This window comes from Ruegeria sp. BHSA191, from assembly GCF_059613325.1.
The window spans coordinates 118,508-144,139 of sequence record NZ_JBXWSH010000001.1 but is presented as its reverse complement, the minus strand read 5'-3'; the positions used below and the strand labels follow the sequence as shown (position 1 = coordinate 144,139).

Genomic DNA, 25,632 nt, shown 5'->3' with positions numbered 1-25,632 from the left:
GATTGGAGCCGGGACTTTGTTGTTCATTCTGCGGAGCCTTCGTCATCACCCTGATCGGCGATCCGGGCGACACTGACGACCTCTTCACCCTTGCCGGTGTTGAACACCTTGACCCCTCCGGCGCTGCGGGACCGGAACGAGATGCCGTCGACCGGGACCCGGATCGACTGCCCCTTGGAGGTGGCCAGCATGATCTGGTCGTCGATTTCGACCGGGAACGAGGCCACCAGCGGGCCGCCCCGCATCGCCTTGTCCATCGCCGTCACGCCCATGCCGCCACGGCCGCGCACCGGATAGTCATGCGACGAGCTGAGCTTGCCCGATCCCTTGGCCGTGATGGTCAGAATCAGGTTCTCGGCCGCCGACATCTCGGCATAGCGTTCCTGCGGCAGGATGCTGTCAGCATTGCCGCCATCCTCGTCGGTCTCAGTATCGTCGGTCACGCCGGCCATCAGGCGACGCATCTTCAGATAGGCGGCGCGCTCGTCCGGGGTGGCCTCGAAATGGCGGATAACCGACATCGAAACCACGCGGTCGCCCGCGTTCAGCCGGATGCCGCGCACGCCGGTCGATTTTCGCCCCTTGAACACCCGCACGTCAGTGGTGGGGAAACGGATCGCCCGGCCGGAATTGGTGACCAGCATCACATCGTCCTCGTCCGAGCAGATGCGCGCGTTGACCAGTTCCACGCCTTCGGGCAGGTCCATCGCGATCTTGCCGTTGCGCTTGACGTTGGTGAAGTCGCTCAGCGCGTTGCGGCGCACATCGCCGGCGCTGGTGGCGAAGACGATCTGGAGGTTTTCCCATTCTTCATCCGGCACGTCGACCGGCATGATCGCCGCAATCGAAACGCCAGTGGGAATCGGCAGGATGTTGACGATCGCCTTACCCTTGCCGGTGCGCCCCGACTGGGGCAGGCGCCAGGTCTTGAGCTTGTAGACCATCCCGTCGGTGGTGAAGAACAACAGCTGGGTATGCGTGTTGGCCACGAAGAGGGTGGTGACCACGTCCTCTTCCTTCGTCTGCATGCCCGACAGCCCCTTGCCGCCGCGCTTTTGCGCGCGGAAATCGGCCAGCGGGGTGCGCTTGATATAGCCACCCGAAGTCACGGTTACGACCATGTCTTCGCGTTCGATCAGGTCTTCGTCCTCCATGTCGCCCGACCAGTCGACGATCTCGGTGCGGCGCGGAACGGCAAAGTTCTCTTTCACTTCGCGCAATTCGTCGGCGATGATGCCCATGATGCGTTCGCGCGAGGACAGGATATCCAGGTATTCCTTGATCTTGGCGGCCAGGTCTTCCAGCTCGTCCGTCACCTCTTTGACGCCGATCTGGGTCAGGCGTTGCAGGCGTAGATCAAGGATGGCGCGGGCCTGAACTTCGGTCAGGTTGTAGGTGCCGTCGTCGTTCATCTTGGACAGCGGATCGTCGATCAGCCGCAGATAGCTCTCGATCTCGGCTGCGGGCCAGCGGCGGGTCATCAGCTTTTCGCGCGCCTCGGCCGCATCGGCCGAGGACCGGATCGTGGCAACGACCTCGTCCACGTTCGAGACCGCCACGGCCAGACCGCACAGGATATGGCTGCGTTCCCGCGCCTTGCGCAGGTCGTAGGCGGTGCGGCGGGCAACGACATCTTCGCGGAAGTCGATGAAGCTGGTCAGGAAACGGCGCAGGGTCAGCTGCTCGGGGCGGCCGCCGTTCAGCGCCAGCATGTTGCAGCCGAACGAGGTCTGCATCGGCGTGAACCGGTAAAGTTGGTTCAGCACGACCTCGGGTGTTGCGTCGCGTTTCAGCTCGACCACCACCCGCACGCCGTTGCGGTCGGATTCGTCCTGAACGTGGCTGACACCTTCGATGCGCTTTTCGCGCACGGCTTCGGCGATTTTCTCGATCATCGAGGCCTTGTTCACCTGATAGGGGATCTCGTCCACGATGATGGCATAGCGATCCTTGCGCAACTCCTCGACGCGGGTCTTGGCGCGGATGATGACGCTGCCGCGGCCCTCCAGATACGCCTTGCGCGCGCCGGACCGGCCCAGCATCACGCCGCCGGTGGGGAAGTCGGGGCCGGGAATGTACTCGATCAGCTGTTCGCTGGTCAGGTCCGGGTCTTCGATCAGCGCCAGCGTCGCGTCGACCACTTCGCCCAGGTTGTGCGGCGGGATGTTCGTCGCCATCCCCACCGCGATGCCGCCGGCGCCGTTGACCAGCATGTTCGGGAACCGCGCGGGCAGGACGGTGGGTTCCTTGTCCTTGCCGTCGTAGTTGTCCTGGAAATCGACCGTCTCTTTCTCGATATCCGCCAGCAGGGCGGCGGCGGGCTTGTCCATGCGGACCTCGGTGTAGCGCATGGCCGCCGGGTTGTCGCCGTCCATCGAGCCGAAGTTGCCTTGGCCGTCCAGCAGCGGCAGCGACATTGAGAAATCCTGCGCCATCCGCACCAAAGCGTCATAGATCGCGCTGTCACCGTGCGGGTGGTACTTACCCATCACATCGCCCACTGGACGAGCCGACTTGCGATAGGGTTTGTCATGGGTGTTCCCGGTCTCGTGCATCGCGTAGAGGATGCGCCGATGCACCGGTTTCAAACCGTCGCGCAGATCGGGGATCGCACGGGACACGATGACCGACATGGCATAGTCCAGATAGGACGTACGCATCTCGGATTCGATGGATACCGTCGGGCCGTCGTAAACCGGACGCTCGTGCGGGGTTTCATCCATGTTTTCGGGGATTTCTGGCGTATCGCTCACGTAAACTGCCCGTTTTTTGTGCTGGGTCTATATCTTGTGGATGCATCTTATCAGACCCGGCACATAAGGTGCAAGCAAGCAGCGCAGATGCCGCGCGAATCTCGGGCTCGGATCTCTTAACATGTTGTTTTAATGAAATTTGAATGAGAATCATGCTAGGCTGAAGAGACCTTTTGAGAAATTGGAGGTCTGAATGAAGCAAACCGAAACCGAACTGATGCTGAAAGGGTACGGCCTGACGACGGCGGAATTCTTCTATCGCATGCCCGACTATATCCATGTCCTGAACACGTTCATCTGGCAGGACTACGACCTGGCGCCGGATCATCCCAAGCTGTTCAAGTTCATCGAATTCTGGCAGCGCGAGATCGAGGGGCCGCTGCATTCGGTCCGCTTCACCCACCGCAAGATGATTGCCCCCGGCGAGTGGCAGAATGTCGTAGGTGAATACCGGCTGAACTAGGCGCGGTCGCTGCAAGAGCCTGTGCCTTGGCGCTCTTGGGGACTGGCCCCCGATCCAACGGGGCTGACCGGGACTTGCCTTACGTTTCGACGGCTTATAGCGGTATTGATTGTTTTCCTTGGCCTGCTCGGAAAAGGCGATTTCAATTCTGGCGGAACCTGCAATTTCAGCGTTTTTTGGCTTCACGCGCCTCTGCAACACTGCGATTCCGACAGAAGTTTGATTGAACACGGATTTTCATCCGGACGTTTCAGAACGGTCGGGGAAATGATTGCGCTAACATTGGACATGTGCGTGTGGGCGGGTTAAGGACGCTTCATGGTTTCACGCGTCATACCTGTCGATCCGTTCGATCTGGTCATCTTCGGTGGCACCGGCGACCTTGCACAGCGCAAGATCCTGCCGGCCTTGTTCCGCCGCTACTGTGCCGGGCAATGGCATGAAAGCGTCCGCATCATCGCGGCGGCGCGGTCGGATTATGATTCCGACGCTTTTCGTGCGATCGTCGCGCGGTCACTGGCCGAATTCGTGCCAGAACACGCAGGGCAGGTCGACCTGCGCAGCGGGTTCCTGCAACGCGTGGACTATGTGCAACTGGACGCCGGGGCCGATTCCGGTTGGGACGTTCTGGCGCGTAAGCTGACCGACGATCGGATCCGGGCTTTTTATTTCTCTGTCGGGCCCAGCCTGTTCGGACCGCTGGCCGAGCGGATCCGGCAGCATGGGCTGGCCACCCCGCAGACGCGCATTGTGGTGGAAAAGCCGTTCGGTCACGATCTGGACAGCGCACGCACGCTGAACGCCACGCTGGCTGCCTATTTCAACGAGAATCAGATCTATCGGATCGACCATTACCTGGGAAAGGAGACGGTCCAGAACCTGATGGCCGTCCGGTTCGGAAACATGCTGTTTGAACCGCTGTGGAACAGCCAGTATGTCGACCACATCCAGATCACCGTCGCCGAAACCGTGGGCGTGGACGGGCGCGAGGAGTACTATGAGCGTGCCGGCGCCATGCGCGACATGGTGCAGAACCACCTGATGCAGCTTCTGTGCCTGATCGCGATGGAGCCGCCCGCCAAGTTCGATTCGGACGCTGTCCGGGACGAAAAGCTCAAGGTGATCCGCGCGCTGGACCCAGTGCAGCCGCATCACATCGTTCGCGGGCAGTATATCGGTGGCCCCGACGGGCCGGGCTATCGTGAGGCGGTGGGCAATCCGCGTTCGACGACCGAAAGCTATGTGGCGCTGCGGGCGCATGTCAGCAATTGGCGGTGGGCGGGCACACCGTTCTATTTGCGCACCGGCAAGCGGCTGGTGGCGCGGTCCTCGGTGATCAACGTGATCTTCAAGGACGCCCCGCACTCAATCTTCGGGGCTGCGGCCGGGCGGCATGCCAACACGCTGTCGATCCGCCTGCAACCGAACGAAGGCATCACGCTGAAGGTCACGATCAAAGAGCCGGGACAGGGTGGCATGCGCCTGATCGACGTCCCATTGGACATGAGCTTTGCCGAGGCACTGGGGCCTGAGAACCATCAGGCCCCCGACGCCTATGAGCGCCTGGTGATGGACGTGATCCGCGGCAACCAGACCCTGTTCATGCGCGGCGACGAGGTCGAGGCCGCCTGGGCTTGGACCGACCCGATCATCGCCGGATGGCAGGCGCGCGGCGACGTTCCCAAACCTTATGACAGCGGCAGCACCGGCCCCGGCGACGCCGAGCTGCTGATGAAACGCGACGGTCGCCAATGGCAGGGGATCAAGCCATGAACATTCAGGAATACGCTGACCGCGACATGCTGGCCATTGACGTGGCCAATGCGTTGGCCGGAGAGCTAGAGGCCGCACTGCTGCACAATGACGTCGTGGCCTTTGCCGTGCCCGGCGGTACCACGCCCGGGCCGATCTTCGACAACCTGTGTGCGGCCGACCTGGACTGGGACCGCGTGCGGGTTCTGCCCACCGACGAACGCTGCGTTCCGGCCGACAGCGACCGGTCGAACGAACGGCTGATCCGCGAGCGTCTGTTGACCAACCGCGCCGCTGCGGCCGAGTTCGTGCCGCTGTTCATTCCCGGCAAGGCACCCGAAGACATCCTGCCCGAGATCGAGGCGCTGATTGTCCCGGTTCTGCCGCTGTCGGTTCTGGTGCTGGGCATGGGCGACGACATGCACACGGCCTCGCTGTTCCCGGGGATGGCCGGGCTGGACGCGGCGTTGGACGGGGATGCGCCCCCGCTGGCGGTCGCCCGGCCGCAATCGCAGCCCGAGGCGCGCATCACGCTGACTGCGCCTGTGCTGAACGGGGCGTTGTCCAAGCATCTTGTAATTTTCGGATCGAAAAAGCGCGACGCGTTGGAGCGGGCCATGTCTCTGCCGCCCGAAGAAGCTCCGATTGCGGCGGTGCTGGACGGCATTACGGTACATTGGGCGGAGTAGGACATGCAGCTCGACAAACTCAGAACCCTTGCCGCGCAGGCGGAAGACACCCGAATCCTCGATCTGTTCGCGCAGGATCCCGACCGGGCGCAGAAATTCTCGGCCTCGACCGGCGATTTGCTGTTCGACTATTCGAAAACCCTGATCGACGCGGATATCCGCGCGGCGCTGATCGTCCTGTGCGATCAGGCTGGTCTGGCCGAGCGGCGCGACGCGATGTTCCGGGGCGACAAGATCAACGAAACCGAGGGCCGTGCGGTGCTGCATACGGCGCTGCGCAATCTGGACGGCGGCCCAGTCGAGGTTGATGGCCAAGACGTTATGCCCGACGTTTTGGACACCCTGCAGCGCATGCGCGTGTTCGCCGAAGAGGTCCGGGGCGGAACGGCCCAGGGGGCAGGGGGGAGCTTTACCGACGTGGTGAATATCGGCATCGGTGGCTCGGACCTTGGGCCGGTGATGGCGACGCTGGCGCTGGCGCCCTATCACGATGGGCCGCGCCTGCACTACGTCTCGAACGTGGATGGCGCGCACATCGCCGACACTCTGCGAGAACTGGACCCGACGCGGACGCTGGTGATCGTGGCGTCCAAGACCTTTACAACCATCGAAACCATGACCAACGCGCGGACGGCGCGGGCCTGGATGCTGGACGGCGGGGGCGACCCGGCGCGGCAGTTTGCGGCCGTGTCCAGCGCCGTGGACAAGACAGCGGATTTCGGCATCCCGTCTGACCGCGTGTTCGGCTTTGCAGATTGGGTCGGCGGGCGCTATTCGGTCTGGGGGCCGGTTGGGCTGCCGGTGATGATCGCGGTGGGCTCGAACGCCTTTGACGCGTTCCTGCGCGGCGGACAGGCGATGGACGTGCATTTCCGCGCCGCGGACTGGGTCGAGAACATGCCGGTGATGCTGGCGCTGGTGGGCATCTGGCACCGTCAGGTGCTGGGCCATGTCAGCCGCGCGGTGTTGCCCTATGACCAACGGCTGCTGCGGTTGCCGGCCTATTTCCAGCAGCTCGAGATGGAATCGAACGGCAAATCGGTGGCCATGGACGGCTCGGCGCTGAGCGTGCCTTCGGGGCCGGTGGTCTGGGGTGAGCCCGGCACCAATGGGCAGCACGCGTTTTATCAGTTGATCCACCAGGGCACCGACGTGATCCCTTGCGAATTCATGGTGGCCGCCGAAGGGCACGAGCCCGAGCTAGCCCATCATCACCGTCTGCTGCTGGCCAATTGCCTGGCCCAGTCCGAGGCGTTGATGCGCGGCCGGTCGCTGGAGGAAGCGCGGGCGCGCATGGCCGAGAAGGGACTGCAGGGTGACGACTTGGAGCGTCAGGCCCGGCATCGCGTGTTTCCGGGCAACCGGCCCTCGACCACGCTGATCTATCCGCAGCTGACGCCCTTCGTTCTGGGCCAGATCATTGCGCTCTATGAGCACCGGGTGTTCGTCGAAGGCGTGCTGTTGGGCATCAACTCGTTCGACCAGTGGGGGGTTGAGTTGGGCAAGGAACTGGCAACCTCGCTGGGGCCGATCGTCGATGGCGATGCGGGCACCGAGGGCAAGGACGGCTCGACCGCCGCACTTGTGGCCTATGCGCTGCGGCACCGGGGCTGAAGCCCAGCAAATCTGACGACCTGCCGCAGCGGCAGGTCGCATTTCCTTATTGTCAGACAATTGAATGATTGGCAGGATCGGCCCCGAGGAGAAGCCCCGGGGCCGGCCACGCCGCCGTGCCGCCGGGCCGCAACAGACGCCGCATCAAGCCGGCGCGATGAATGGGAGGATGTCCATGCTGGGACAGATGATGACGCAGCCGCTGTTGATTTCGTCACTGATCGATCATGCTGCGCGCTATCATGGTCAGACCGAGATCGTGTCGGTCGAAACCGATGGAACCGTCACCCGGACGAACTGGGGTGAGATCGCTGCCAATGCCCGGCGCATGGGGTCGGCGCTGACCAAGCTGGGCCTGCAGTCGCAGGATCGGATCGGCACCCTGGCCTGGAACAACCGCCGGCATCTTGAGATCTACTATGCGGCCTCGGGCGCAGGATTCGTCTGCCACACGATCAACCCGCGCCTGTTCCCCGAACAGCTGGTTTACATCATCAACCACGCGCAAGACAGGGTGCTGTTCTTCGACGCCACCTTTCTCCCGCTGGTTGCCGCGATCCGCGATCAACTGACCGAGGTGAAGCATTTTGTCCTGATGGGGCCGCGCAACGAGGACGCGCTGCAGCAGATCCCCGGCCTGGAGTTCTATGACGAGTTAATCGAGACCGGCGACGCCGATTTCGAATGGCCCGTCTTCGATGAAAACACAGCCTCGAGCCTGTGCTACACCTCGGGCACGACCGGCCACCCCAAGGGCGTTCTGTATTCGCACCGTTCGACCGTGCTGCACAGCTTTGCGTCGAACACCCGCGACGTGATTGGGTATTCGGCGATGGACGTGGTGATGCCGGTGGTGCCGATGTTCCATGTCAACGCCTGGGGCTCACCCTATGGCTGCGCCATGTCCGGTTCGCAGATGGTGCTGCCCGGGCCGGACCTGCATGGCGAGGCGCTGGTAAACCTGATCGACACCTATGGCGTGACGCTGGCGATGGGGGTTCCCACGATCTGGCAGGGCCTGCTGGCGCATGCCGCCAAATGCGGCACCAGGCTGGAAAGCCTCGAACGTACGGTAATCGGCGGCGCGGCTTGCCCGCCCTCGATGATCGAAACCTTCCGGGAAAAATACGGCGTCGACACCGTGCACGCCTGGGGGATGAGCGAGATGAGCCCGCTGGGCACCGCCAACATCCCGCTGGCCAAGCACCGAAAGCTGCCGATCGAGGAACAGCACAAACTGCGCGAGAATCAGGGCCGTCCGCCCTTTGGGGTCGAGCTGAAGATCGTCGATGACGATGGCAACGACCTGCCGCATGACGGAGTCACGCAGGGCGACCTGATGGTGCGCGGACACTGGGTGCTGGACAGCTATTTCCAGCTGCAGGACCAAGAGCTTCTGCAGGATGGCTGGTTCGCTACGGGCGATGTGGCGACGCTGGACCCGGATGGCTACATGACCATCCGCGACCGATCCAAGGACATTATCAAGTCGGGCGGTGAATGGATCAGCTCGGTCGAGCTGGAAAACATCGCCGTAGCGCACCCGAAACTGGCCACTGCGGCGGTGATTGGCGTGCCGCATCCCAAATGGGACGAACGCCCGCTGCTGGTGGCCGTCAAGGCTGAGGGCGAGGACCCGTCCGAGGCCGAACTGCTGGAGTTTTTCGACGGCAAGATCGCCAAGTGGCAGGTGCCGGACAAAGTGGTCTTCGTCGATGCGCTGCCACTCAATGCGACTGGCAAGGTTTTGAAACGCAAACTGCGGGACGAGTTCAAGGACGCCCTGAAGGGGTGACTTGTGCGGGTCTTTGAGAAATGGCTCCGGCGGTAGGGATCGAACCTACGACCAATTGATTAACAGTCAACTGCTCTACCGCTGAGCTACGCCGGAACGGTGCGCGCCGTATAGCAACCCGGTCCGGCGGCGTCCAGAGGTCGAAGCAAGTTTTTTTTGATCGATTTTCAGGTTGCGCGAACGCCGACAAAAGCGCGCCACGACGCGGATTTTAGAAGCGTTTTCGGGGAGATTTTGGCTCCGGCGGTAGGGATCGAACCTACGACCAATTGATTAACAGTCAACTGCTCTACCGCTGAGCTACGCCGGAACTGAGGCGGATATAGCAACCCGAATTTTCGAGGTCCAGAGGGGAAAAGCCGTCGATGCGAATTTTTTCGACGTCAGGCGACCCGGGCGAATTCAGCCTGAATGCCAAGCGCGCCGTTCGGGGCAACGCGCCGTTTCCCGGTTAGGTCGACCAGATGGGCAAACACGTTGCGCTCGGCCGCGGGCAGCAGGGCAGGGGGCGTGTCGGAATAAATTCGTCGCGCCAGCTCCCGCGCTGTTCCCGGTGCCTGTGACAGGGCGTCAAGTATCTGTGCCTCGCGCGATTGCCGGTGCCCGATCAGCCAATCCAGCCGGCCTGCGGGATCGGTGATCGGCGCACCGTGACCGGCATGGAACACCGACCAGGTCCGGGCTCGTAACTTGTGGCAGGAGGCCATGAAGTCGGTCAGGTCTCCGTCGGGTGGAGACACCAGCGAACTGGCCCATCCCATCACATGATCGGCGGTGAAGCAGACATCACCCCATCCCAGGGCGACGTGATTGCCCAGATGGCCCGGCGTGTGGATCACCTCCAGCGACCAGCCGTCCCCTTCGACCCGGTCTTGGTCGGCCAGTTCGATGTCGGGGCGGAACGTGGCGTCGATGCCTTCGCCGCCGCCGGCCATCCCCTGCGCGGCCAGTCGGGCCATGACCGCGCTGCGCCCGGCCTCGGGGCCTCCGAAGGCCAGAATGGGCGCGCCGGTCCGCTTGGCCAGAGGCGCGGCAAGCGGGGAGTGGTCCAGATGGCTGTGCGTCACGATGATGTGGCTGATGCGCTGAACCGGGGACAAAGCGGCCAGAATGGCCAGAAGATGGGACTCGTCGAGTGGGCCGGGGTCGATCACGGCGACGTCGCGGGTGCCGAGAAGGTAGGTGTTCGTGCCGCGATGGGTCATGGGCGACGGATTCGGGGCCAGGATGCGCCTTAAGCCCGGTTGCAGCTGGACGGGAAGTCCGGGCTGCGCGTCGAATTCGTGGTCCGTCATCCGTCGTCGCCTCTTTCGCATGTCTGAACGGCCCGCTAGGTTTAGCGCATGAACGCACGCTGGCTCAAACCCTATATGCCGCGCAGCCTGTACGCGCGCGCGGCGCTGATTCTGGTGGTGCCGGTGGTGGTCGTCCTGCTGGTCGTGTCCATCGCCTTCGTACGCGAGCATCTCAAGGACGTGACGCAACAGATGACCCGTGCCGCGTCGCGCGAGGTGCAACTGGTCCTCGACACGATGGCGGGCTCGGAAACACAGAACGAAGGCCTGGCCAAGGTACGTCCGCTTCTGAAGGGGCTGGCTATGCAGGCCCGGTTTCTGGGGCCAAGTGAGTCTCCGACGATCGAGGCGCGCCGTTGGTATGATTTTATCGCGCCGCAGGTCGAATCGGATCTGCGCTTTGAACTGCCTGAGCTATCGGCGGTTTCATTGCCCAACAGCCAGACCGCCACCCTATATCTGCAGACCGATCTGGGGTTGCTCGAATTGCGATTCGACCGGCGGCGTCTTTCGACCGTGGCGCCGCATCAGTTGATCGTGACGATGGTGTTCTTCGCGGTGCTGATGACGTCGGTGTCGTTTCTGTACATGCGCAACCAGCTGCGGCCGATTACCCGGCTGGCCGAGGCCGCGCAGGCCTTCGGGCGGGGTCGGGTCGTGCCGTTCTCGCCGGGCGGCGCGGTCGAAGTGCGCGCCGCGGGCAATGCGTTTTTGGACATGCGCGCTCGCATCGAACGTCAGATCGAACAGCGGACCTTGATCCTGTCCGGTGTCAGCCATGACCTGCGCACGCCTCTGACGCGGCTCAGGCTGGGCCTGTCGCTGCTACCCGAGGAAGACGCCGCGCCTCTTTTGCAGGACGTGGCCGAGATGCAGTCGTTAGTGGATGCGTTCCTTCAGTTCTCGCAGGGTGTGTCCGAGGGCGACCCCGTCGATGTCGATCCGGCCGCGCTGGTGCGGCAGATCGTCGACGATGCCCAGAGGGCCGGCCAGAATGCCGCCCTTGGGACCATCGAGGGCGAAGGCGCGGTCAAACTGCGCCCGGTTGCCATCCGGCGCGCGGTCGAGAACCTGATCGGCAACGCCGTCCGCTATGGGACGCGGGCCGTGGTCAGCGTCGCCCTGACCGGTAAGTCGCTGCGGATCCGGGTCGAAGATGACGGGCCGGGCATTCCGCCGGACCAGCGCACCGAGGCGGTGCGCCCGTTCAGCCGTCTTGATCCGGCGCGCAACCAGAATCGGGGCAGCGGCGTCGGGCTCGGGCTGGCGATCGTGGCCGATGTGGCCCGCGCCCATGGCGGCGTGCTGCGCTTGGGCAAAAGCGAAAGCCTGGGCGGATTGTGTGCCGATATCATCATCGGGCGATGAACAGGGAAATGGTAGGCCCGGAGGGACTCGAACCCCCAACCAAAGCGTTATGAGCGCTCTGCTCTAACCAATTGAGCTACAGGCCCGCCCGACCGCTTGGGTATCACGCAGAACGGCCGCGTCAAGCCTGACCGTTGCAACGCGGCGCACAATCGACTAACCCGCGCTGAAAGCATTCATGAGGGAACGGCCATGACAGCGGGCAAGAACGGCATCACCTATGCAGATGCGGGCGTGGATATCGATGCGGGCAACGCGCTGGTCGACCGGATCAAGCCCGCCGCCAAGCGGACGAACCGCCCCGGCGTCATGAGCGGCCTTGGCGGGTTTGGCGCGTTGTTCGATCTGAAAGGGGCGGGGTATTCCGACCCGATCCTGGTGGGCGCAACCGACGGCGTGGGTACCAAGCTACGGATCGCGATCGACACGGGCGTGGTCGACGGCGTGGGCATCGACCTGGTGGCCATGTGCGTGAACGATCTGATTTGCCAAGGCGCCGAACCGCTGTTCTTCCTGGACTATTTCGCCACGGGCAAGCTGGACACCAGCACCGCCGCGCGAATCATCGAGGGTATCGCCGAGGGGTGTGTCCGCTCGGGCTGTGCCTTGATCGGGGGTGAGACCGCCGAGATGCCGGGGATGTACCCCGATGGCGATTTCGACCTGGCCGGGTTTGCCGTCGGCGCGATGGAGCGCGGCAGCGATCTGCCCGCCGGTGTGCAGGCCGGGGATGTTCTGCTGGGGCTAGCCTCGGACGGGGTGCATTCCAACGGCTATTCGCTGGTACGCAAGCTGGTCGAGATCTCGGGGCTGGGATGGGATGCGGATTCGCCGTTCTGTGACGGGCCTTTGGGAGAAGCGCTGCTGACGCCCACGCGGCTTTACGTCAAACCCGCCCTCGCCGCGATCCGGGCGGGTGGTGTACATGCGCTGGCGCACATCACCGGCGGTGGGTTGACCGAGAACCTGCCGCGCGTGCTGCCCGACGATCTGGGGGCTCAGATCGACCTGAACGCTTGGGATCTGCCGCCGGTGTTCCGCTGGATGGCGGAAACCGGGGGCATCGCCGAGGCGGAGATGCTCAAGACCTTCAACTGCGGGATCGGCATGATCGTCGTCTGCGCCGCCGACCGCGCCGATGACCTGGCCGCCCTGCTGTCGGATGCCGGCGAGACCGTCGCGCGCATCGGATCGGTCACCGAAGGGGCGGGCGTTTCCTACGCAGGCAAGCTGCTGTGAGCCACAAGCGCGTCGCCATCCTGATTTCCGGGGGCGGGTCGAACATGGTGTCGCTGGTCGACAGCATGACCGGCGACCACCCGGCGCGCCCCTGTCTGGTTCTGTCGAACAATGCAGATGCGGGCGGACTGGCCAAGGCGGCGGATCGCGGGATCGCCACCGCCGTGGTCGATCACCGGCCGTTCGGCGGCGACCGTGCCGCGTTTGAGGCCGAGCTATGCAAGCCGTTGCTCGAGGCCAAGCCCGACATCATCTGCCTGGCCGGGTTCATGCGCGTGCTGACGGGCGATTTCGTGTCCCGGTTTCAGGGGCGGATGTTGAATATTCACCCTTCGCTGCTGCCTAAATACAAGGGACTCAACACCCACGCCCGGGCTATCGCCGCCGGAGATGCCGAACATGGCTGCACGGTGCACGAGGTCACAGCGGCGTTGGATGACGGCCCGATCCTGGGTCAGGCTCGGGTCAAGATCGCGCCGGATGACACGCCCGAGACCTTGGCGCGGAAGGTTCTGGCGTGGGAACACAAACTGTACCCGGCGGTTTTGGAGCGATTTGCCCGTGGCGACAAGGCACCGGTCATGTTGCCTTGATATCCCGCCGGAGATTTACATGTGGCGCGCAATCGGCTTATGGTCTGCCGAAGCGCTCGTGGCGGTGAAAGACCAACGGGCATTGACCACAGAAAGAGCAAGAACAGCGCGCGCATGAAGACCCTGAAGACCACGCAAGACCTGGCCGACTTCTGCACGGCTGCGGCCAAGTTTCCCTATGTGACCGTCGATACCGAGTTTCTGCGCGAACGGACCTATTACTCGAAACTCTGCCTCGTGCAGCTCGCTGTGCCGTCGGACGACGATGACAGTGCGGTTCTGGTCGATCCTCTGTCCGAGGGGATCTCGCTCGACCCGCTGTATGACCTTTTCCGGGACGAAAATGTCGTCAAGGTGTTCCACGCCGCGCGGCAGGATCTTGAGATCTTCTGGGTCGAAGCCGGGGTCTTTCCCAAGCCGCTGTTCGATACCCAAGTCGCCGCAATGGTCTGCGGCTTTGGCGAGCAAGTGGGCTATGAAACGCTGGTGCGCAAGATCTGCAAGCAGGGTCTGGACAAGACCTCGCGCTTTACCGACTGGTCGCGCCGTCCGCTGAGCGAAGCGCAAAAGACCTATGCGCTGGCCGATGTGACCCATTTGCGCCAGATCTACGAACACCTCGCCGCCGAACTTGAAAAGACCGGCCGCAGCCGCTGGGTTGCGGAAGAACTGCAGGTTCTGACCAATCCCGACACCTATGACATCCGCCCCGAAGAGGCCTGGCGACGGGTCAAGACCCGCACCAATTCTGGCAAGTTTCTGGCCGTGGTGCGTGAATTGGCCAAGTTCCGAGAAACCTATGCGCAAGAGAACAACATTCCCAGAAACCGGGTGTTCAAGGATGACGCGCTGATCGAACTGGCCTCGACCAAGCCCCGCACCCATGCGGATCTGGGTGGGTCGCGCCTGTTGCTACGCGAGGCCCGCAAGGGTGCGATCGCAGATGGTATCCTCGAAGCAGTCAAACGGGGCGTCAACTGCCCGCCCGAGGACATGCCCAAGGTTGACAACAGCCGTGACAAGCTAAAGGTCAACCCCGCCCTGGCCGATCTGCTGCGGGTGCTGCTCAAATCCAAGACCGAAAGCGCCGGCGTGGCCGCAAAGCTGATCGCCAACAGCTCGGAACTGGACCAGATCGCGGCGGGTCAGCGCGACGTGCCGGCCATGTCGGGCTGGCGCTACGAGGTGTTCGGCGAGGACGCTCTGAAACTGTGCGAGGGAAAGATCGCACTGGCCGCCAAGGGGCAGAACGTCAAAGTCGTGCCGCTGTAGGGCAGCTCAGCGCCGCCGCGATTCCAGCGCATTCTGTTGGCCCCTGACGCGGATAAGGCGGATGCCGTCCAGGTCATCCTGGCTGATGTCGATCGCGTCGGTTACTTCGCGCGTCCGCTCGGGTCCCTGCGGAGTGGCATAGGGCGGATAGTTCACGCGGAATTCGAGTTCAAGCACGCCGTTCTTGCGGTTTTCCTCCGACTCAACCGGACGCAGTTGGGCGTCATAGGCGCCCTGACGAAAGGCCGTACCGCTGGCCAGAACGATCGCGCCCGAGGGCTTGCGGTCGATCCGCAACTCGTCGATCGTGGTGACCAGAACGCTGATGTCCTCGGCTTCGGGCCGGGCGAAGAATCCTCGTCCGGAACCCTGATCGGGGACCAAAGCGTTGGCGTCATCTGCGGGCGTTTCGACCGGGGCGGCGGGAGTGCTGCGGCCGAACCAATTCGACGGATTCACCCGCGAATCCCGCCAACCACTGCAAGCCGAAAGGGTCAAGGACGCGATCATGAGAACGGACAGAGTTTTTTGCATGGACCCAACGCTTTGCACAAAGTTACCCGATACCGATTAGCCTAATTCCAGTGGTTTGAAAAGGCGCGCTTGGGGTGGACAGGCCCGGTTTGGCGGCTTAGGTCAGGCCTTAGATGGAAACCAGAGGATCTGTGCCCATGGCAACCCCCGCGTTCGAAGACATCGTAGAGGATTTTGAATTCCTGGAGGACTGGGAAGATCGCTATCGCTATGTGATTGAGCAGGGCAAGGCCATGCCGCCCCTGGACGACGCGCTGAAGGTTCCGGCCACCAAGGTGGACGGCTGCGCCAGCCAGGTCTGGCTGCACCCGGTTGTCGAAAACGGAGTTTTCCGGTTCGACGGAGACAGCGACGCCCTGATCGTGCGCGGACTGATTGCGGTGTTGCGGGCGTTGTACAACGGCCTGCCGGTCTCCGAGGTGCCCAGGGTGGATGCGGCAGCCGAACTGGCGCGGCTGGGGCTGAACGAGCATCTGTCTTCGCAGCGGTCCAACGGGTTGCGGGCGATGGTGCAGCGCATTCGAAGCGTCGCCAGCGAACACGCCTGATCCGGGGCGTCACTTGCTGGGCGCGCGGCTGGCCCAGTCCGACAGAGTTCGCTCCAGATCGCCATACCCGGTGAAGCGGCGTTCGAAAGCCAAGCCCATACGGTCGGCGCATTCCTTGGCTCGCTTTGTCAACTCAGGGTCGTCGGTCTGTGCCTGATAGACCAGCTTGGTGTAGTTCCCGAAATACATGTCGCGTAGCTGCGGATGACGGTCGAGCCCCAGAGGTTTCCAGACGAAGGCATCGAACTGACGCGCCAGGAAATCGGTCAGATAGAAGGCCGTGGCCTCTTCGTCGCCATGTTGGGCAAACCGGTCGTTGCCCTCGAAAAACGAATAGCAGTGTGGTCCCTTCACCATCTCGACGCCCAGCCGTTCGCAGGCCTGCTCCAAGAGGCCACCGGTGCCGCAGTCGGCATAGACCACGAAGATGCGGTCGAAGTCGTTGCGGTGCCTAGCCACTGCGTCCTCGACCGCCTGGGTGATCCGTTCAGGGTGAACATGCAGGATCGCCGGCAGGCAGGTCAGGGCCAGATGGTCCCATCCGTTGCGCCGTTTCAGATCGAGGATTTCGCGCGCCAACGCGCCGCAAGCGATCAGAAGAACGTTCTGCCGCGCGCCCGCGTCCGTATATCCGCGGATCGTCAGGCTTTCGTCATCCGGAAGATCGTTGCAGTGCATGTGCGGGTTTCCTTTGGTGCCATACACAGCAGATACCGTCCGGGCCGGCGATGCAAGCTCGGTTCCGACATGGTCGGTCAGGCGACCGACCCCTGGGTCTCGTACGCGCGCAGGGCAGGGCGTGCCGTTGGGCCAAAGGCCTGCAGCCCGCGGTGCGCAAGCTCGGGGAAGAGGCTCAGAACTTCTGTGCGGGAGGCCTCGTCCAAACTGGTCCACCCCAGGGCGCCGGGGTGGAAGCTTTCGCTGATGCATCCCTCGGACCAGACAAGTTCGTGGCGGTCGAACAGCAAATGCAGATAGGTGACATTGCCGCCGGGGCGCAGCACGATCGAGTGGCCGTTCACCAGATGTTTTGCGGGGGCCAGCGCTTCGGGGTGACCGGTGTTCAACTCGACCCGCCAGTTGCGCACCAACATGCGATGCTGCTGCGAGACCAAAAGGTCACGATCGTTGCCGATTGCCCCACGCCGAAACAGGACCGGAGCGAAAGCGCCCCGCGCGGGTACCGTGCAACGCCCGATCCAGCGCAGCGGCTGCAGGCCGTGATCGACCGTGGCCACCATGTCGCCGGGTTTCAGAGTTTCGACAGGGCGATCACCGCTTTCGGTACGGATTCGGGTGCCCTGCGTGAAACAGGTGACCAAGTCCCAGGTTTGACGATCCGCAGTCAGGCCGCGAAAGTCGCGCCCCGCCAGACTGTCCAGACGGATGGACTGGATCGGCCCAGCCGACAGGGCCGTCTGATCGGGGTTTGGAGAGAACTCGGGCATAAGATAGGTGTTGCCGTCGATATCCTGCGCGACGACTGCGGTGATATTGGCCGTCGTCCCATCGATATAAGTGATCGTCGCGTTGTAGATCGACGTGCCATCGAAAGTCTGGGGCGGGCCGCCGTCGATCGAGAACTGATCGTCGTTGGCGTTGTTCATCTCGTACACTTGGCCGGGATTGCCTGCGGGGTTCCAGGTGACGGCGTTGTTGAGAAGAGCATTGCCCGGTCCGCCGAATTGAGACCCAACAAGGGCTTGTGCGTTTTCGGCGCGGTTGTTTCCTTCGAAGGTGTCGATGTCGGCTAGATTGCCGAGATAGATGGCCGTGAACGTCGTTGGCACAGGAACCTCGTATGCTCGTTAACGGTGCTCTACTAGCCAAAGATTACCGGAAGGTTAAGCCGGAAATCAAAACACTCAACCTGTTGTCAAGAAATAAAAAAACCGCCCCCAGAGAGGCGGTTTGTTGATCGGGTCGGGCGTTGCGTTCAGCCGGCCAGCTGATTGTGCTTGCGCGACACGAATTCCTTGGCCGTTTCAACTGCCACCGCGGCGTCGCGACAATAGGCATCGGCACCGATTGCCTTGCCGAATTCTTCGTTCAGGGGGGCGCCGCCCACCAGCACGATATAGTCGTCGCGCTTGCCCTGTTCGACCAGCGTGTCGATGACGACCTTCATATAGGGCATGGTCGTGGTCAGCAGGGCCGACATGCCCAGAATGTCCGGCTGTTCGGTCTCCAGTGCTTCCAGATAGTTCTCGACGGGGTTGTTGATGCCGATGTCCACCACCTCGAACCCGGCGCCTTCCATCATCATGGATACGAGGTTCTTGCCGATGTCGTGGATGTCGCCTTTGACGGTTCCAATCACCATCTTGCCGACCCGCGGCGCGCCGGTTTCGGCCAGCAGAGGCTTGAGAATCGCCATGCCGCCCTTCATCGCGTTGGCGGCCAGCAGAACCTCGGGTACGAACAGGATGCCGTCGCGGAAGTCATGCCCCACGATGGTCATGCCGCCGACCAGAGCCTTGGTCAGAATGTCGTAAGGGGCCCAGCCGCGTTCCAGCAGAATGTTGACGCCTTCCTCGATCTCTTCCTTCAGGCCGTCATACAGGTCATCAAACATCTGTTCGACGAGTTCGTCGTCATTCAGTTCCGACAGGACGATGTCTTCTTCATCGGACATGGGGCAAATCCCTGAGCTGTTGGGGCCATGGGCCCGTGGTGGCTGTTTTTTCCGTTTTGGCCAAAACGTCGCAGTCGGACTGTGACGATTGCGACCTCGGCGGTTCCGGGACCGACCTATAGGCGAAAATCTTGCGTCCAACGAACGAAAATTTCACATGATCATTCTGTAGAAATTTCACGTGGATTCCATCCTCAGAGTTTAACCGAGGTATGCAAGAACGCGGTTCGGCTTGCGCCGAGATCGTCCCGTCGTTATCACTGTGCAGTGAGAACAATAGGTGAACAAACATGCGTGTTCAGCAGGAAAAACGTGCGCGGGGCGCCCGGTCCAACCAAGCCGGCCGGTACGAGCAGTTCGCGTATGAAGACTTCGATGATGGCTGGGATATCCCCGAGGTTCTGCCGCCCTTACGCACGGATGTCCGGTACGAAACCGCGCGGTCACTCATTACCCACAACAGGTCGCCGGACCTGCCGTTCGACCGGTCGATCAACCCGTATCGGGGGTGTGAACATGGGTGTGTCTATTGTTTTGCCCGGCCGACCCACGCCTATTTGGGCCTGTCGCCGGGGCTGGATTTCGAAACCCGCCTGATCGCCCGGCCGAACGCGCCCGAGATCCTGCGGGCCGAGCTTTCGGCGCGCCGCTACAAAGTGGCGCCGATCGCGTTGGGAACCAACACAGACCCGTACCAGCCGATCGAAAAGACGCATGAGATAACAAGACGTTGCCTCGCGGTATTGCATGACTTCAACCACCCGGTGGCCATCGTGACAAAGGGAACGATGATCGAACGGGACCTGGACTTGCTTGCCCCCATGGCGGCCAAGGGGCTGGTGCGGGTCGGCATTTCGCTGACCACGCTGGATGGCAGCCTGTCGCGGCGGATGGAGCCGCGCGCGCCGTCGCCGCAACGGCGGTTGCAGACCATTCGGGCGCTGACCGAGGCCGGGATCCCGGTGCGGGTGATGACCTCGCCCGTCATTCCCGGCCTGACCGACCACGAGCTTGAGGCCCTGCTGGAGGCAGGCCGAGATGCGGGGGCGGATGCGGCCAGCTGGATCATGCTGCGCCTGCCGCGCGAGGTTTCAGACCTGTGGCGGGAATGGCTGGCGGATCACGAACCGGGCCGCGCCGAAAAGGTGATGGCGCGGCTGCGCGAGATGCATGGCGGCAAGGACTATGACCCGCGCTGGGGGCATCGGATGCGGGGCGAGGGCGTCTTTGCCGAGCTGATCGCCAATCGGTTCAACGCAGCCGTGGCCCGGTTGGGACTAGCAGTGCGAACGCCCGATCTGCGTTGCGACCTGTTCGCGCGGCCGCCGCTGCCCGGCGACCAGCTGTCATTGTTCCAATAGAAAAAGACCCCGCTCTGTGGCGGGGTCGGGTTCTTCAGCGGTTTTCGATGTCGACATAGTCGCGCATGGTCTCGCCCAGGTACAGCTGGCGCGGACGGCCGATCTTATTCTGCGGATCGGCGATCATCTCTTTCCACTGGCTGACCCAGCCGACGGTCCGCGACAGGGCAAAGATCGGGGTGAACATCGAGGTCGGGAAGCCCATCGCCTCGAGGATGATGCCCGAGTAGAAATCGACGTTCGGGAACAGCTTCTTCTCGGCGAAATACGGATCTTCCAGCGCCTGTTTCTCAAGCGCCTTGGCGACCTGCAGTTTCGGGTTGTTCTCAATGCCCAGCAGGTCCAGAACCTCGTCGGCCGATTGCTTCATCACCTTGGCCCGCGGGTCGAAGTTCTTGTACACGCGGTGGCCAAAGCCCATCAGGCGGAACGGGTCATTCTTGTCCTTGGCGCGGGCGATGTATTCGGGGATACGGTCGACGCTGCCGATCTCTTCCAGCATCTCCAGGCAGGCCTGGTTGGCGCCGCCATGGGCCGGGCCCCACAGACAGGCGATGCCGGCAGCGATGCAGGCGAACGGGTTAGCGCCCGAGGACGACGCCAGACGCACGGTCGAGGTCGAGGCGTTCTGCTCGTGATCTGCGTGCAGGGTAAAGATGCGGTCCATGGCGCGGCTGAGGATCGGGTTGACCTCGTAATCCTCGGCCGGAACAGCAAAGCACATGCGCAGGAAGTTCGACGCATAGTCCAGATCGTTCCGCGGATAAACGAAGGGCTGACCGATATGGTACTTGTAGGCCCAGGCCGCGATGGTGGGCATCTTGGCGATCAAGCGGTGCGACGCGATCTCGCGCTGGCGCGGATCCGAGATGTCGGTCGAGTCATGATAGAAGGCCGACATCGCGCCCACGACACCCACCATGATCGCCATCGGGTGCGCGTCGCGGCGGAACCCGCGATAGAAATACTGCATCTGCTCGTGCAGCATCGTGTGGTGGGTGATGGTCGTTTCGAACTGTTCCAGTTCGTCGGCCTTGGGCAGATATCCATACAGCAGCAGGAAGCACACCTCGAGGAAGTGCGATTTCTCGGCCAGTTGGTCGATCGGATAGCCGCGGTGCAACAGTTCACCCTTTTCACCGTCGATATAGGTGATGGTGCTGTCGCAGCTGGCGGTCGAGGTAAAGCCGGGGTCATAGGTGAACACGCCCGCATGGCTGTACAGTTTGCGAATGTCGATGACGTCCGGCCCGGCGGTCGGCGAGAGCACCGGCAGTTCGTAAGTGTCGCCGTGGACGGTCAGCGTGGCGGTTTTGTTGCTCTCTGTCATGGTATCCCTTCCTCAATCATGCGTATGGCGGAGCCCGCACCGATGGTGCCACAGCCCTTGCGTCGTTGGTCCTAGCCGAGCAGCGTTACCCGAACATGAAGTCAGGATCGGTTCGCTGCGTCGGATATCCGCGCCAAGGTCTCTTCCCGCCCCAGCACGAGCATCATGTCAAAAACCGAAGGGGTCACCGCCCGTCCTGCCAGGGCCGCACGCAGCGGACCGGCCAGCTTTCCGAACTTCAGCCCGTTCGCCTCGGCGAACGAATTGAGAACCTCCTCCAGCGTATCACGCGACCAGCTAGCACTTTGCAGGTGCGGCGTCAATTGCTCCAGTATACCATCGGATACAGAAGCAAGCGCCTTTTGCGCCTTCTCATCCATGTCGATCGGGCGTGAGGCCAGAACAAACCGCGCTTTTTCAAGCAGTTCCGGAAAAATGCGCGCCCGGTCCTTGAGACAATACATCGCGCGATCCAAGTCGGCCGCTTGCGCTTCAGTCAGCTGCGGCAAATTCGCAGCCTCCAGATAAGCCTGAATTTCTTGCCGCAATGCAGCATCGCCCGAGATCGCGATGTGCTGACCGCACAGGTTTTCCAGCTTTTTCAGGTCGAAACGCGCCGGGCTTTTGCCGATTCCATCCAGATCGAACCATTCCCGTGCCTGTTCGTCGGTGAAAAATTCATCGTCCCCGTGACTCCAGCCCAGCCGCGCCAGATAGTTGCGCATGCCGGCGGCGGGATATCCCATCGCCTGATATTCCTGCGCTCCCAGCGCGCCGTGCCGCTTGCTGAGCTTCTTGCCGTCGGGGCCGTGAATCAGCGGGATATGCGCCCAGACCGGAACGTCCCAGCCCATGGCCTGATATATCATCATCTGGCGCGCAGCGTTGTTCAGGTGGTCGTCGCCGCGGATCACATGGGTGACGCCCATGTCATGGTCATCGACCACCACCGCCAACATGTAGACCGGTGTCCCGTCCGAGCGCAGCAGCACCATGTCGTCCAACTGGTCGTTGCGGATGGTTACGTCCCCCTGCACCTTGTCGCGGATCACCGTAACGCCGTCTTGCGGCGCTTTGATGCGCACCACGAACGGGCGGTCGGGATGGGTGCTGGGATCGGCCTCGCGCCAGGGGCTGCGGAACAGGGTCGATTTCCCCTCAGCCCGGGCCTGTTCGCGGAAAGCCGCAATTTCTTCCTGGGTCGAGAAACACTTGTACGCCTTGCCCTCGGCCAGCAACTGGTTCGCAACCTCGGCGTGCCGGTCGGCGCGGGCGAACTGGCTGATGACCTCGCCGTCATGGTCCAGCCCCAGCCAAGCCATACCCTTCAGGATGGCCTCGGTCGCCTCGGGGGTCGAGCGTTCACGGTCGGTGTCTTCGATCCGCAGCAGGAACTTGCCGCCTCGGCCGCGCGCATACAGCCAGTTGAACAGCGCGGTGCGGGCACCGCCGATATGCAAGAAACCGGTGGGCGAGGGGGCGAAACGTGTGACGACCTGTTCGGACATGGGCGTGATTAACCTTTTGGTAACCGTGGTGGGCGTAATCTGGCGCCTGTCTAACGAGCCTCAAGGACGGGGGCAACCATGCGTGTTCTGGCACGGGTCGAAGACGCGCTGCTGAACCAGCGTGGGCATCTTTTTGCGTGGTCTCCGGTCTGTCTGGCAATCGGCATCGGCCTGTATTTCGGACTGCGGTTCGAACCCGGTCCGAGCCTGTATCTCGGTCTGTCCGCCCTGGCTCTGCTCGCCACGTGGGCGGGATGGCGGATGCGCGAAGCCTGGGCGCCGTTGGCAATTGGGGGGGCGTTGATCGCCGCCGGGTTCCTCCTGGCCGGTGCGCGCGCCCACATGGTCGCAGAGCCGGTTCTGCAATGGCGTTTCTATGGCCCGGTCGAGGGGAGGGTCGTGGCGCTGGACCGGTCTGCGTCGGGCGCGCTGCGGGTGACATTGGACCAGGTGCGGATCGGGGACGTACCGCCGGACCAGACACCGCGGCGCGTCCGGCTTTCGCTGCACGGGGATCATGTGCCGAAGGTTCCGGGCCAGCGGATCATGACCACCGCGCATCTGAGCCCGCCGCAAGGCGCGGTCGAACCTGGCGGGTTCGACTTTCGCCGCCATGTCTGGTTCAAGCGGCTCGGGGCGGTCGGCTATTCGCGCGTGCCGGTTCTGACGGTTGCGCCGCCGCGTGCCGAGGGCGTGCGCATCGCCGGTTGGCGTATGGCCATATCGCGGCATGTCCAGTCGATCCTGCCCGGCGATGTCGGAGGTTTTGCCGCCGCCGTCACGACCGGCGACCGAAGCGGCATGTCGCGTGCCACGCTCGAAGGGTTGCGGGCGTCGAACCTGGCGCATCTGCTGGCGATTTCCGGGTTGCACATGGGGTTGCTGACGGGGTTCGTCTTTCTGGCCTGCCGGATCGCACTGTCCGCGATCCCGCCAGTTGCGCTGCGGCTTCCGGTGCGCAAAGTCGCGGCGGTGTGCGCACTGGCGGCCGCCACATTCTATCTGTTGATGTCCGGCGGCAACGTCGCGACCGAGCGCGCTTTTGTCATGGTCGGCGTGATGTTCTGCGCTGTGCTGATCGACCGCCGCGCCATATCGCTGCGGGCAGTTGCGGTTGCCGCGCTGATCGTATTGGTGCTGCGGCCCGAAACGCTGCTCAGCCCCGGTTTTCAGATGTCCTTCGCGGCAACGACAGCGCTGGTCGCCGTGTTCGGAGCCTTTCGAGATCTCCGCCTGACAGAGGCGCCACGATGGGTGAAGGCGGTCGGCGGACTCGTGGCGTCGTCCGCCGTGGCGGGTCTTGCCACCGCTCCGATCGGGGCTGCGCATTTCAACGGCGTCTCGCATTATGGCTTGTTGGCGAATGTCCTGTCGGTCCCCGTCATGGGCTCGGTCGTCGTGCCGGCTGCGGTGGCGGCAGCGATCCTTGCGCCACTGGGGTTCGAGGCCGTGGGGATTCAGGTGATGGGTCTGGGGCTCGGTTGGATCCTGACAGTTTCGGATTGGGTGGCGGGGTTGGACGGGGCACGCGGTTTCGTGCCCAGCCCTCCGGGCTATGTGCTGCCGGTCTTTGCCCTGGGGGCGCTGTGGGTCGTGTTGTGGCGCGGCGCGGCGCGATGGCTGGGTGCCGTGCCGGCCTTGTGGGTGTTCCTTGCGTGGAACCAGGCCAGCCGACCCGAAGTTCTGATTGCCGATACCGGAGGTCTGGTCGGCGTGATGACCGATCAGGGGCGGGCGCTCAGCAAGGAAAAGGGCGGCGGATTCATCGCCTCTGTCTGGCTGGAGAATGACGGGGACGGCGCGGCCCAGGAACAGGCTGCCCGGCGTTGGCCCGACGATGGCGGGCTGGTGCGCCGGATTGTTGTCGGAGAAACCGAATTGGTGCATGTCACCGGCAAACGCGCGGCGAAAACGTTGACCGGCTGTAGCGAGGGCCAAATCGTCGTCAGCCCGGTACCGCTGGAACTGACCGGTGGATGCGCGGTTTTCGGACCCAAGGAACTGCGGCGCAGCGGCAGCCTTGCGCTGAAGGGCGGGCAGCTAGTCAGCAGCGCCAAAATCGGCGGAAACCGGCTGTGGTCTGCGGTTGTGCCGCGCGATGATAAAATTCAGTAGGTGCGGATCAGGCCGACAAGACGCCCTTGGACCTTGACCTTGTCCTCGGGCAGCACGCGAGTTTCATAGGCCGGGTTGGCCGCTTCCAGCGCGATGGCGTTTCCCTTGCGAAAGAATCGCTTCAGAGTGGCTTCCTGATCCTCGACCAGGGCGACGACGATATCGCCATTGTCGGCGGTCGAGGTTTCGCGGATCACCACGACATCCCCGTCGTTGATCCCGGCATCAATCATCGAATCTCCGCGCACCTCGAGCGCGTAGTGCTCGCCGCGACCGGACACCATGGTTCCGGGCACGGCCACATGATGCGAGACATGGCTGATGGCTTCGATTGGCACGCCGGCCGCGATCCGCCCCATGACGGGAAGCTCGGTCGCGTCCACGGAAACGGGCTCGAAATTGGCAGGGCGGGGGCCGTCTGGCCTGTCGCCTTCAATCACCTTGGGCTTGAAGCCGACGGTGGGTTCGCCACCCAGGCTTTCCGGCAGTTTGACGATTTCGATCGCGCGGGCACGGTGGGCAAGGCGACGGATGAAGCCCCGTTCCTCGAGCGCGGTGATCAGGCGGTGAATGCCCGATTTGGATCGCAGGTCCAGCGCAGTCTTCATTTCGTCGAAGCTGGGCGGAACACCATCCGCCTGCACCCGCTTGTGGATGAATTCCAGCAAATCCAACTGCTTCTTGGTCAGCATCGCTCAAACCTCGCCGCTCATGCGTTTTCTTTTGTTCTACGCATGTTCACCTTTTGTGTCAACGGTGGCGGTGGCT

At 63.0% G+C, this 25,632-nt stretch carries 21 protein-coding genes and 3 tRNA genes; 12 read left to right on the top strand and 12 right to left on the bottom strand.

The genetic code is table 11. The annotated features are described in order from the left end of the window. Positions 1-23: 23 nt before the first annotated feature. Positions 24-2,723: a DNA gyrase subunit A gene (gene gyrA / locus AC2FNS_RS00715; RefSeq protein ID WP_496711427.1), complete on the bottom strand. Its 2,700-nt coding sequence runs from the start codon at positions 2,721-2,723 to the stop codon at positions 24-26. Between the two features lie 223 nt (positions 2,724-2,946). Here gyrA and AC2FNS_RS00710 point away from each other — a divergent pair, with 223 nt between their 5' ends. From AC2FNS_RS00710 to AC2FNS_RS00690, 5 genes are all read left to right on the top strand, one after another. Then, a complete protein-coding gene (locus AC2FNS_RS00710; protein ID WP_149774447.1) occupies positions 2,947-3,216 on the top strand; it encodes an usg protein in 270 nt (89 codons plus the stop codon). A gap of 318 nt (positions 3,217-3,534) precedes the next feature. Continuing rightward, positions 3,535-4,989: a glucose-6-phosphate dehydrogenase gene (zwf, locus tag AC2FNS_RS00705; RefSeq protein ID WP_496711401.1), complete on the top strand. Its 1,455-nt coding sequence runs from the start codon at positions 3,535-3,537 to the stop codon at positions 4,987-4,989. Next, on the top strand, positions 4,986-5,657 hold the full coding sequence (gene pgl, locus AC2FNS_RS00700) for a 6-phosphogluconolactonase (RefSeq protein WP_496711400.1): 672 nt from the start codon (positions 4,986-4,988) through the stop codon (positions 5,655-5,657). Before zwf ends, pgl begins: the two co-directional genes overlap by 4 nt. A 3-nt stretch (positions 5,658-5,660) precedes the next feature. Next, positions 5,661-7,271 carry a glucose-6-phosphate isomerase gene (gene pgi, locus AC2FNS_RS00695; protein WP_496711399.1) on the top strand — a complete coding sequence of 537 codons (1,611 nt, stop codon included), beginning with the start codon at positions 5,661-5,663 and terminating at the stop codon, positions 7,269-7,271. Between the two features lie 175 nt (positions 7,272-7,446). Beyond that, positions 7,447-9,066: a long-chain-fatty-acid--CoA ligase gene (locus AC2FNS_RS00690; RefSeq protein ID WP_496711398.1), complete on the top strand. Its 1,620-nt coding sequence runs from the start codon at positions 7,447-7,449 to the stop codon at positions 9,064-9,066. Between the two features lie 21 nt (positions 9,067-9,087). Here the strand turns inward: AC2FNS_RS00690 and AC2FNS_RS00685 are convergent. From AC2FNS_RS00685 to AC2FNS_RS00675, 3 genes are all read right to left on the bottom strand, one after another. Beyond that, positions 9,088-9,162: transfer RNA gene (locus AC2FNS_RS00685), tRNA-Asn, on the bottom strand. A gap of 139 nt (positions 9,163-9,301) precedes the next feature. Further along, a tRNA-Asn gene (locus AC2FNS_RS00680) sits at positions 9,302-9,376 on the bottom strand. A 73-nt stretch (positions 9,377-9,449) separates the two neighbouring features. Then, the gene (locus AC2FNS_RS00675; RefSeq protein WP_496711397.1) at positions 9,450-10,361 is read right to left on the bottom strand and encodes an MBL fold metallo-hydrolase; all 912 of its coding nucleotides are present in this window, start codon (positions 10,359-10,361) and stop codon (positions 9,450-9,452) included. Positions 10,362-10,409: 48 nt separating this feature from the next. On the opposite strand from AC2FNS_RS00675, the gene AC2FNS_RS00670 reads away from it, so the two are divergent. Then, the gene (locus tag AC2FNS_RS00670; RefSeq protein WP_496711396.1) at positions 10,410-11,729 is read left to right on the top strand and encodes an ATP-binding protein; all 1,320 of its coding nucleotides are present in this window, start codon (positions 10,410-10,412) and stop codon (positions 11,727-11,729) included. Positions 11,730-11,738: 9 nt separating this feature from the next. Here AC2FNS_RS00670 and AC2FNS_RS00665 read toward each other — a convergent pair. Continuing rightward, positions 11,739-11,815: transfer RNA gene (locus AC2FNS_RS00665), tRNA-Ile, on the bottom strand. A gap of 106 nt (positions 11,816-11,921) precedes the next feature. Between AC2FNS_RS00665 and purM the strand changes: the two genes are divergently transcribed. The 3 genes from purM (at position 11,922) to rnd (ending at position 14,833) form a co-directional block, all read left to right on the top strand. Next, on the top strand, positions 11,922-12,968 hold the full coding sequence (gene purM, locus AC2FNS_RS00660; RefSeq protein WP_496689089.1) for a phosphoribosylformylglycinamidine cyclo-ligase: 1,047 nt from the start codon (positions 11,922-11,924) through the stop codon (positions 12,966-12,968). Then, positions 12,965-13,561, top strand: a complete 597-nt coding sequence (purN, locus tag AC2FNS_RS00655; RefSeq protein ID WP_496678167.1) for a phosphoribosylglycinamide formyltransferase — start codon at positions 12,965-12,967, stop codon at positions 13,559-13,561. The genes purM and purN overlap by 4 nt, the downstream gene beginning before the upstream one ends. Positions 13,562-13,675: 114 nt before the next feature. Then, positions 13,676-14,833: a ribonuclease D gene (rnd, locus tag AC2FNS_RS00650; protein ID WP_496678169.1), complete on the top strand. Its 1,158-nt coding sequence runs from the start codon at positions 13,676-13,678 to the stop codon at positions 14,831-14,833. A 6-nt stretch (positions 14,834-14,839) separates the two neighbouring features. Here the strand turns inward: rnd and AC2FNS_RS00645 are convergent, their stop codons facing one another. After that, positions 14,840-15,292: a hypothetical protein gene (locus AC2FNS_RS00645; protein ID WP_496678171.1), complete on the bottom strand. Its 453-nt coding sequence runs from the start codon at positions 15,290-15,292 to the stop codon at positions 14,840-14,842. A gap of 212 nt (positions 15,293-15,504) precedes the next feature. Between AC2FNS_RS00645 and AC2FNS_RS00640 the strand changes: the two genes are divergently transcribed. Beyond that, entirely contained in the window at positions 15,505-15,915 is a 411-nt protein-coding gene (locus AC2FNS_RS00640) for a SufE family protein (protein ID WP_496711394.1), read from the top strand. Positions 15,916-15,924: 9 nt separating this feature from the next. Here AC2FNS_RS00640 and AC2FNS_RS00635 read toward each other — a convergent pair whose 3' ends face one another. From AC2FNS_RS00635 to AC2FNS_RS00625, 3 genes are all read right to left on the bottom strand, one after another. Continuing rightward, a complete protein-coding gene (locus AC2FNS_RS00635; RefSeq protein ID WP_496689085.1) occupies positions 15,925-16,593 on the bottom strand; it encodes a DUF1638 domain-containing protein in 669 nt (222 codons plus the stop codon). A gap of 77 nt (positions 16,594-16,670) precedes the next feature. Beyond that, positions 16,671-17,705 (bottom strand): Hint domain-containing protein, encoded by a 1,035-nt coding sequence (locus AC2FNS_RS00630; RefSeq protein WP_496711393.1) that lies wholly within the window; start codon positions 17,703-17,705, stop codon positions 16,671-16,673. A 146-nt stretch (positions 17,706-17,851) separates the two neighbouring features. After that, positions 17,852-18,550, bottom strand: coding sequence for a corrinoid protein (locus tag AC2FNS_RS00625; protein WP_149774433.1), 699 nt, complete (start codon positions 18,548-18,550; stop codon positions 17,852-17,854). Between the two features lie 290 nt (positions 18,551-18,840). Here AC2FNS_RS00625 and AC2FNS_RS00620 point away from each other — a divergent pair, with 290 nt between their 5' ends. Then, a complete protein-coding gene (locus tag AC2FNS_RS00620; RefSeq protein WP_496711392.1) occupies positions 18,841-19,911 on the top strand; it encodes a PA0069 family radical SAM protein in 1,071 nt (356 codons plus the stop codon). A gap of 34 nt (positions 19,912-19,945) precedes the next feature. On the opposite strand, the gene gltA is transcribed toward AC2FNS_RS00620, so the two are convergent. Continuing rightward, positions 19,946-21,241, bottom strand: coding sequence for a citrate synthase (gene gltA / locus AC2FNS_RS00615; RefSeq protein ID WP_496678179.1), 1,296 nt, complete (start codon positions 21,239-21,241; stop codon positions 19,946-19,948). Positions 21,242-21,342: 101 nt separating this feature from the next. After that, the gene (gene gltX, locus AC2FNS_RS00610; protein WP_496711391.1) at positions 21,343-22,749 is read right to left on the bottom strand and encodes a glutamate--tRNA ligase; all 1,407 of its coding nucleotides are present in this window, start codon (positions 22,747-22,749) and stop codon (positions 21,343-21,345) included. Between the two features lie 78 nt (positions 22,750-22,827). Between gltX and AC2FNS_RS00605 the strand changes: the two genes are divergently transcribed. After that, complete coding sequence (locus tag AC2FNS_RS00605; RefSeq protein ID WP_496803744.1) at positions 22,828-24,864, top strand: ComEC/Rec2 family competence protein; 2,037 nt, start codon at positions 22,828-22,830, stop codon at positions 24,862-24,864. Here AC2FNS_RS00605 and lexA read toward each other — a convergent pair. Then, positions 24,858-25,556 carry a transcriptional repressor LexA gene (gene lexA / locus AC2FNS_RS00600; protein WP_490361103.1) on the bottom strand — a complete coding sequence of 233 codons (699 nt, stop codon included), beginning with the start codon at positions 25,554-25,556 and terminating at the stop codon, positions 24,858-24,860. The genes AC2FNS_RS00605 and lexA overlap by 7 nt on opposite strands. Positions 25,557-25,632: the final 76 nt, after the last annotated feature.

Bases quoted from the DNA above. Each gene is read 5' to 3' on its own strand.
- AC2FNS_RS00710 (WP_149774447.1), top strand. From the start codon at position 2,947: ATGAAGCAAACCGAAACCGAACTGATGCTGAAAGGGTACGGCCTGACG.
- lexA (WP_490361103.1), bottom strand. From the start codon at position 25,556: ATGCTGACCAAGAAGCAGTTGGATTTGCTGGAATTCATCCACAAGCGG.
- AC2FNS_RS00625 (WP_149774433.1), bottom strand. From the start codon at position 18,550: ATGTCCGATGAAGAAGACATCGTCCTGTCGGAACTGAATGACGACGAA.
- AC2FNS_RS00640 (WP_496711394.1), top strand. From the start codon at position 15,505: ATGGCAACCCCCGCGTTCGAAGACATCGTAGAGGATTTTGAATTCCTG.
- AC2FNS_RS00675 (WP_496711397.1), bottom strand. From the start codon at position 10,361: ATGACGGACCACGAATTCGACGCGCAGCCCGGACTTCCCGTCCAGCTG.
- pgi (WP_496711399.1), top strand. From the start codon at position 5,661: ATGCAGCTCGACAAACTCAGAACCCTTGCCGCGCAGGCGGAAGACACC.
- zwf (WP_496711401.1), top strand. From the start codon at position 3,535: ATGGTTTCACGCGTCATACCTGTCGATCCGTTCGATCTGGTCATCTTC.
- AC2FNS_RS00605 (WP_496803744.1), top strand. From the start codon at position 22,828: ATGCGTGTTCTGGCACGGGTCGAAGACGCGCTGCTGAACCAGCGTGGG.
- gltX (WP_496711391.1), bottom strand. From the start codon at position 22,749: ATGTCCGAACAGGTCGTCACACGTTTCGCCCCCTCGCCCACCGGTTTC.
- AC2FNS_RS00690 (WP_496711398.1), top strand. From the start codon at position 7,447: ATGCTGGGACAGATGATGACGCAGCCGCTGTTGATTTCGTCACTGATC.
- AC2FNS_RS00670 (WP_496711396.1), top strand. From the start codon at position 10,410: ATGAACGCACGCTGGCTCAAACCCTATATGCCGCGCAGCCTGTACGCG.
- pgl (WP_496711400.1), top strand. From the start codon at position 4,986: ATGAACATTCAGGAATACGCTGACCGCGACATGCTGGCCATTGACGTG.
- AC2FNS_RS00635 (WP_496689085.1), bottom strand. From the start codon at position 16,593: ATGCACTGCAACGATCTTCCGGATGACGAAAGCCTGACGATCCGCGGA.
- gyrA (WP_496711427.1), bottom strand. From the start codon at position 2,723: ATGGATGAAACCCCGCACGAGCGTCCGGTTTACGACGGCCCGACGGTA.
- rnd (WP_496678169.1), top strand. From the start codon at position 13,676: ATGAAGACCCTGAAGACCACGCAAGACCTGGCCGACTTCTGCACGGCT.
- gltA (WP_496678179.1), bottom strand. From the start codon at position 21,241: ATGACAGAGAGCAACAAAACCGCCACGCTGACCGTCCACGGCGACACT.
- AC2FNS_RS00620 (WP_496711392.1), top strand. From the start codon at position 18,841: ATGCGTGTTCAGCAGGAAAAACGTGCGCGGGGCGCCCGGTCCAACCAA.
- purM (WP_496689089.1), top strand. From the start codon at position 11,922: ATGACAGCGGGCAAGAACGGCATCACCTATGCAGATGCGGGCGTGGAT.